At 61.5% G+C, this 6000-nt stretch carries 5 protein-coding genes; 2 read left to right on the top strand and 3 right to left on the bottom strand.

Annotated elements, in window-relative coordinates:
* Positions 1 to 441: 441 nt before the first annotated feature.
* Complete coding sequence (locus tag JKL45_RS22425; protein ID WP_201863893.1) at positions 442 to 687, top strand: hypothetical protein; 246 nt, start codon at positions 442 to 444, stop codon at positions 685 to 687.
* 299 nt (positions 688 to 986) lie between these two features.
* On the opposite strand, the gene JKL45_RS22420 is transcribed toward JKL45_RS22425, so the two are convergent.
* Positions 987 to 2267, bottom strand: a complete 1281-nt coding sequence (locus tag JKL45_RS22420; protein WP_201863892.1) for a PRC-barrel domain-containing protein — start codon at positions 2265 to 2267, stop codon at positions 987 to 989.
* 783 nt (positions 2268 to 3050) lie between these two features.
* Here JKL45_RS22420 and JKL45_RS22415 point away from each other — a divergent pair.
* Positions 3051 to 3509 (top strand): hypothetical protein, encoded by a 459-nt coding sequence (locus JKL45_RS22415; RefSeq protein WP_246498815.1) that lies wholly within the window; start codon positions 3051 to 3053, stop codon positions 3507 to 3509.
* Positions 3510 to 3908: 399 nt separating this feature from the next.
* On the opposite strand, the gene JKL45_RS22410 is transcribed toward JKL45_RS22415, so the two are convergent.
* Positions 3909 to 4718 carry a hypothetical protein gene (locus JKL45_RS22410; RefSeq protein ID WP_201863887.1) on the bottom strand — a complete coding sequence of 270 codons (810 nt, stop codon included), beginning with the start codon at positions 4716 to 4718 and terminating at the stop codon, positions 3909 to 3911.
* Positions 4719 to 4979: 261 nt separating this feature from the next.
* Positions 4980 to 5924 carry an endonuclease/exonuclease/phosphatase family protein gene (locus tag JKL45_RS30110; protein WP_201863885.1) on the bottom strand — a complete coding sequence of 315 codons (945 nt, stop codon included), beginning with the start codon at positions 5922 to 5924 and terminating at the stop codon, positions 4980 to 4982.
* Positions 5925 to 6000 lie beyond the last annotated feature (76 nt).

Raw genomic sequence — 6000 nt, 5'->3', positions numbered from 1 at the left:
AGATCGCCGGAGCTCAGCATCGTCGGCTTGGGTCCCATGGCAAAACACCGGTTTTGATCGGGGCACTTCCCAGATGCTGGCATTCTACAATGCTTCGCAAAGGTGAAGAATCCTTCAACCTCAATCAGTTGTGGGTTATTCAGGGTCGACTACAGTACATCGTGGTCCGGGCCCCTCTGGCAATCGCTGCCGAGGGTGCTATGTCGGACTCTCTCACCTGACGAGCTCGAGTGACGTGTTCTGAACTTGAGAGATATCTATGCAGCATTCTTGCGATTGAGCTCTGGGGCTGAGGAGCGTCTCTTCAGGTGCGCCTCATGCAGGCAGTTGTGCCGAGCGCGTGAGGGCTGCACCTGGCTCTGCTTTCTCTGGCCGATGCGGCCCCGGGCGCAAGCGCCCCAACCGAACTGTCTATGACAGCCACTACGAATGGGATCTCGAATGATCAAGACTATTGCCAAACTCATCTTCGCTATCTGGCAAAGTCGACAGCACGGCTATCACGATAGCCATGGCAAGCCATGGAAGTCCGAAAAGCGGCAAGGGTACAAGCATGGCCGGAACTGGGGTCACCGCGGATATCCACCTTATGGAAATGAGTACGGATACCCAGGGTATCATCGCCCGCAGGGTGTGAAGGGACTCATCCTTGAGGCCGTTCTGCGCCAACTGCTGCATCGCCGCTGATCAACAGATACCAGTCAACGGACTACGCCAAGGCTGCGACGGTGCCACAGCGGGTCCGCGATCTTCGAAACCCGGCCACGTGGCGTGTGCCGGGTGTTTTTGTCCGTAGCCGTTCCATGCGCATGCTCTCAGCCAAGGGATTGCCGATGATTTTGCTGCCAGCGGGTGGAGCGCGACGGCGAAGGACAACAGGAGCGCGGAAATCTAATCCGGTTCTCCGATCCGGACATGGCGATGGAGCGCAGCATGGCCGGGCCACTCGTGCCCGGCCATGCTGGTTTCAGCTAACCTTCGAACACTCAGAACCACTTGCGCTCTGCGAGGTCGTTGAACTCGTTCTGGGCCAGGGCTCCATCCGAGTCAGCGTCCCATATGTCGTACATCCCGGTGCTGAACTCGCTCTCAGCCAACAAGCCGTCGCGGTTGACATCCCAGCGGCCGTAGTAGCCGATGCGGTCGAACCCGGAGCGGAATTCGTTCTGATCGAGAACGCCGTCGCCATTCGCGTCGAACGTGCCGTAGGAGACCTGCTGGTTGGTCAGGCCCCAGTTGCGCCAGCCTCGGTTGAACTCGTTTTGCGCAACGCGCCCGTCGCGATTCATGTCGAATACATTGTAGACGCCGTTGTAGAACTCGTTCTCCTCCAGCCGCGAATTCTGGTTGGCGTCCCAACGGCCGTAGATGCTGCCAACGACGCGTGAGAATTCCCGGTCGGTCAGTTCGAGGTTCTGGTCCCTGTCGACGTTTCGGAACGTCCACTGGGTCGGAACGGCCCCGGTGACGTCTGTCCGGGTGCCCGTCGGCGCGGTGTTGCTGGCCACCGCCTTGTTCTGCATCTCAAGCCGGTTCGGCAGCCGGTCGTAGTCGAAGCGCGCCAGATTGACGATGTCGGCGTCGGCATAAGGCAGATTGTAGTTGGCCAACCCCGGGCTCCAGGCATAGCCATCGTAGTACGGGAAGGCGCGGAAGCCGGCACCGTAGGCGGGCGTGGCGTTCACAACCAACGCCTGGAGCATGCCGTCGGCCGAGAAGATCAGGTCGTTGACGTAGCCATAGCCGCGGCGGTTGGCGAGATAGGCATAGTCATCGATGAGGTCCGTCGCCTTCCAAAGCCGGGAGCTGGTGTCAAGATCGTCATTCACCACCTGGGTGCGCTGAGTGTCGGAGCGGGTCAGGAAGAAGTCAGCGGCATAGGTATAGTCCTCGACATTCTCCTGGGTGACCGGAATGGTTACCCGGTCGAGAGTTGGGCTGACCTGTACCTGATCCCAGGGGACGAACACATGCGTGTCACCGATGTCCCAGAAGCCGCCGACCTCGGCAACGATGCCTTGGATACGCCCTCCCTGCCCGATGATGATGTTCTCGACATCGCCGATCTCCTCGCCCGTCACGCCGTACACCTCGGCGTTGTCCATGAGCCGCTCGGCGCTCCAGCCGTTCTGGTAGAGACCGTTGTAGGTCCAGTTGTTCAAGGCAGCGCCTGGACTGGTTCCAACTTGGGCCCCCACGGGAGATATGGATCCTAATCCGAGTGCCAGTGCGAGCACGGCGGGAGGGATCAAACGCCTGAATTCCATGGTGTTGCTCCTGTCCGGTTCTCAATGGGAACGTGGAATGCGGCCAAGTGCGGAGGCGGTCCGCCTCCATGGATCGGGCCACGCGCACGGTCGAGGGAACAACCGGGATCTCGGACCGGGGGTTCGGCGCGAATCCCTGAAATGGGTACGGTAACAGACGCAGCAGGCGTCATGTGCCGTCGGGAGCCCTGGGGCCGCTGCCTCTCCGAGCTTCTCGCGTACAAGGGGTAGACCGCCACGGCTCACACAGGCGTTGCCGCTGACAGTGCAATGGTCTGCTTCCGTACCGGAATTGCCCGGGCTAGCCGCCGTCGGCCAGAACCGCCACAGGTGCAGGGCATTATCTCTCCAGCTCGTGCGTGCGTATCTTACAGAAGTTCCACTGGTCTTGAGCCGCGCTGGCTGTCTGGAGGGCATGAGCCAACATGTCGAGCCGGCCTCGTTCCCGCGACGGGAATCGGGACCAATAAGCACCTGGGAGTACCCGCGCCGCAGGACTGGGTGACGGCCGGGCATAAGGGAGATGGCGATGGTGTTTCAGCGTGATCCATACGATCCCGCCGCTCCTGCTGGCCAGCCTCGCTATCGGAGCGAATCCCCGTGGAGCTGGGCCATCGGCGCATTGGCAATGATCCTTGTCGTTGCCGCCATATTCGTCTGGGGCCTGCCTGCCGACGAGCCCCTCACGACAGGTGCTGTATCTCCCGTCTGTTGATGCAGCCGCGCCAGCCGCTAGGCCATAGCGGTGCCGCCTTACGATCATCCTCTGGAAAGGAGAGTTCGATGGAACACAGGGATATCGATCAGATCCGCGGTCTCGCAGACGTGCAATCGAGCCCGCCACAAGTGCTGACCCGGCGCGAGCGCCTGGGGCGCTGGGCCGAACTGCTCGAGCGCGATCCCAACCGCCGGCTCAGCACCCTGGGGGAGATCGAGTTCGCGCCGAGGGCCGAGCGCCCCTCCATGCGGGCCGACAATTCCCCCTTGGCGGTTGCCTTCGAGGATCCGGTCCTGCGCACTGCCGGACTCAGGAGCGACAGGCTTGGCGACGCAATGGCCTTCTTTCAGATCTCGGAGGACGGCGCTCATTACATCATGTGCTCCTGCCTTTTCGGCCAATCCATGTCTGCCGGCACGGCTGCCGCCCGGGTGAGAAGCCTGGATCAAGTGCATTGGCTCGTTCCAGCCAGTGTCATGGCCGGGCTGGCCAGTATTCCTGTTCTTCTCCACCTGCTCGGATGAAGAGCGTCCCGATGGCTCCATGCGCTTCGGATAAAAACGGCACGCGGGTTTACACCGCTACGGCTCCTGTGCTCGCTCCTGCCGCACATTCCTGAGAGCAAAATGGAGGCGGCCTGGATGATCATCCAGGCCGCCTCGCAGATGGTAAAGGCGTTGCTACAGGGAGCGTCTGCCTGCAGAATCCGGGCACTTGATCGGTATGTGGAGTCAATCAGATTCGGCGCCCTCATTAAACCTCGCTCTTCAGGCTGGGGGTGCCCTGACCAACCCCCTCCACCGTCCTGCGTCGGCCATCCCTCTCCCTTGGCTGCGCCGTGATCGGACCTTGAGAGTGTCCGCAGCCAGCTGGGTTCCGCCGGCAACCTTTGGGTACAGCCCCATCATGGCCGAGGAGCGGGGTTACCCGCCTCTTAGGGTATTCAAATCTTCACGCATGCCCTGCATCTGGTTGGGCGTGAGTGGGCGTGGTTCATAGATGAAGCCCGTGCGCCCATCCACCCGAATGTTCACCTCCCGGCCGCGCCAATCCGCCGTCGCGGTATAGCTGTAGCCTTCCCTGCTCAGGTTCGAGATGTTGGAGAACCCGCGCGACTGCAGATCTCGCCGCACCTGGTCAGGATTCAACAGGGGAGCGGAGAACTGGTCCTGATTGGACGCTGTTTCAGGGGTGCCGTTTGAGCCGAACTGCTGGCCAGGAGCGGATGCGCCACCTTGGCGCTGATTTGAGTCGGAAGGCTGGACCCGCTGGCCTATGGAGGCGGTCGCTCCCGACGCGGCCGTTGGCGGAGGATCGACCAACATCAGCACAGACCTTCCATCTGGGATGCGGGCTTGAACCAGATAGGTGGCATTCAGGATCCGGATGTTCTGGAAACCGGCTTGGCGCAGCTGGTGGCGCAGCGCAGCGCGCTGGTTGAGGCGGCTATGCCCGTCGAGACGACTTTGGCTTTGTGGGCTCTCGCCCGCAGCCGAAAGATCGCCCGCAGGCCAGGTCCTGTTGTACTGCACCGAATCCCCGTGGCGCTTCGCGGCGGGAGAGAGCGGACCGGGGATCCAGTCCCGTTTGATGCCCGGCGCATTGGAGCCGAAGATCTGGTTCCGCACGCCTTGGTTCTCGTGAGAGTCGCCGGACCTCGATTGGGCGAGCGCGACAGTCGAGCCGCCCGCCAGCAAGGTGGCCGCGAGTGCGGCAACTGGCATCTTCCGCATGTTCACCTCCTGTGACGTCCTAATTCTGACTAATGGCTGCTGATGTCAGGAGATCCAGGCAGGGCTACGTATCAGTACGACACCGGACAGAGAACCGGTTGGCGCCACCCTCATGGCCAGCTTCGGGGCGGCGGCCATTCCGGACCGCAAGGGACATACCGCAAGGGACATGAAGTGTCTTGTTCATCTCCACAGGCACACTCTGTTGAAATCTCAGCCTGTGGAGATGGCCGGTGCGGTCTGACCTGGAGCGCCTTTTTGTCAGTTGGCCGCCTTGGTTTGGCGGTCGTCAAGGATCAGGTCCGCCACAACGGGGAGATGGTCCGAGCCCACACTCGGACCTGTCTCAACAGCCGTGAGCACGACGCCCTTTGGAACCAGCACATGGTCGAGCAGGACGATCGGGATCAGCCGATTGGCTGGCCAACTCGCTGCAAACGTCTGTCCCCATCGCAAGTCCGCCCACTCGGCCAGCTTGATGAGCTTCCATGAGAACGGTGTCAGGTTGAAGTCGCCACCAAGGATCAACGGCGCTCGTCTTGAGCGAGCAAACCTGATGAGCCGGTCGATGTCACCAGGTTGGTGCCGCCACTCGAACGGATTTGCAGTATGCACGCTTGCGATCTCGAACAAACGGCCATCCTGCTCAAAGCGGGCCCAGACGGCCAATGGCCGGCCCCGTCCGCTTGGAATGATCCCACTGTCGGACCAACGCCACTTCGACAGTAAAGCAGGCCCGGAGCGGGAGTGCTCGTCGAACAGAACATAAGGGTAAGCGGAGGCAAGCTGATCGAGGACAGCGGCCTGGTCACCTTGACCGACTTCTTGGAGCAGGATCACATCCGCATCGGTCTGTTTGATGAAATCCATGATCCTGTTTGCCTGTCCCCTCATGACCCAGGTGTTGAGGGTCGCCACCCTCAAATTGGGCTCAGCGGCCGGATCTTCCGGTGCGCCATAGCTGAGGGCAGGGACGATCAGCAGTGCGAGGTTGACGGCAAATAGGACAACTGCGGTGGCAGTGAGCCTCCGGGAGCGGAGCCCGAGCAGGAGAATCAGCAGCAAGCCCGCGCCCAGAGCCAGGAACGGACGGAAATGGTTGATCAACTCAAGGGCTGGCCACAATGGCGCCAGCAGCCCTGCGACAGTCAGGGCGGTGCCGAGGCTCAAGCCTGCGTCAATCAGGTATGAGGAGAGTTCCCGCACGGATTCCTACCGCAATTGGCAGGGGTGATTGCGCGTCACAACCGCCACCCCTGTACGACAGTGCTGCCACAGCGAC

It is taken from the genome of Microvirga soli, assembly GCF_016734765.1.
Lineage (GTDB): Bacteria > Pseudomonadota > Alphaproteobacteria > Rhizobiales > Beijerinckiaceae > Microvirga > Microvirga soli.
The sequence above is the reverse complement of the archived record's forward strand: the minus strand, read 5'-3'. Positions and strand labels throughout refer to the sequence as shown.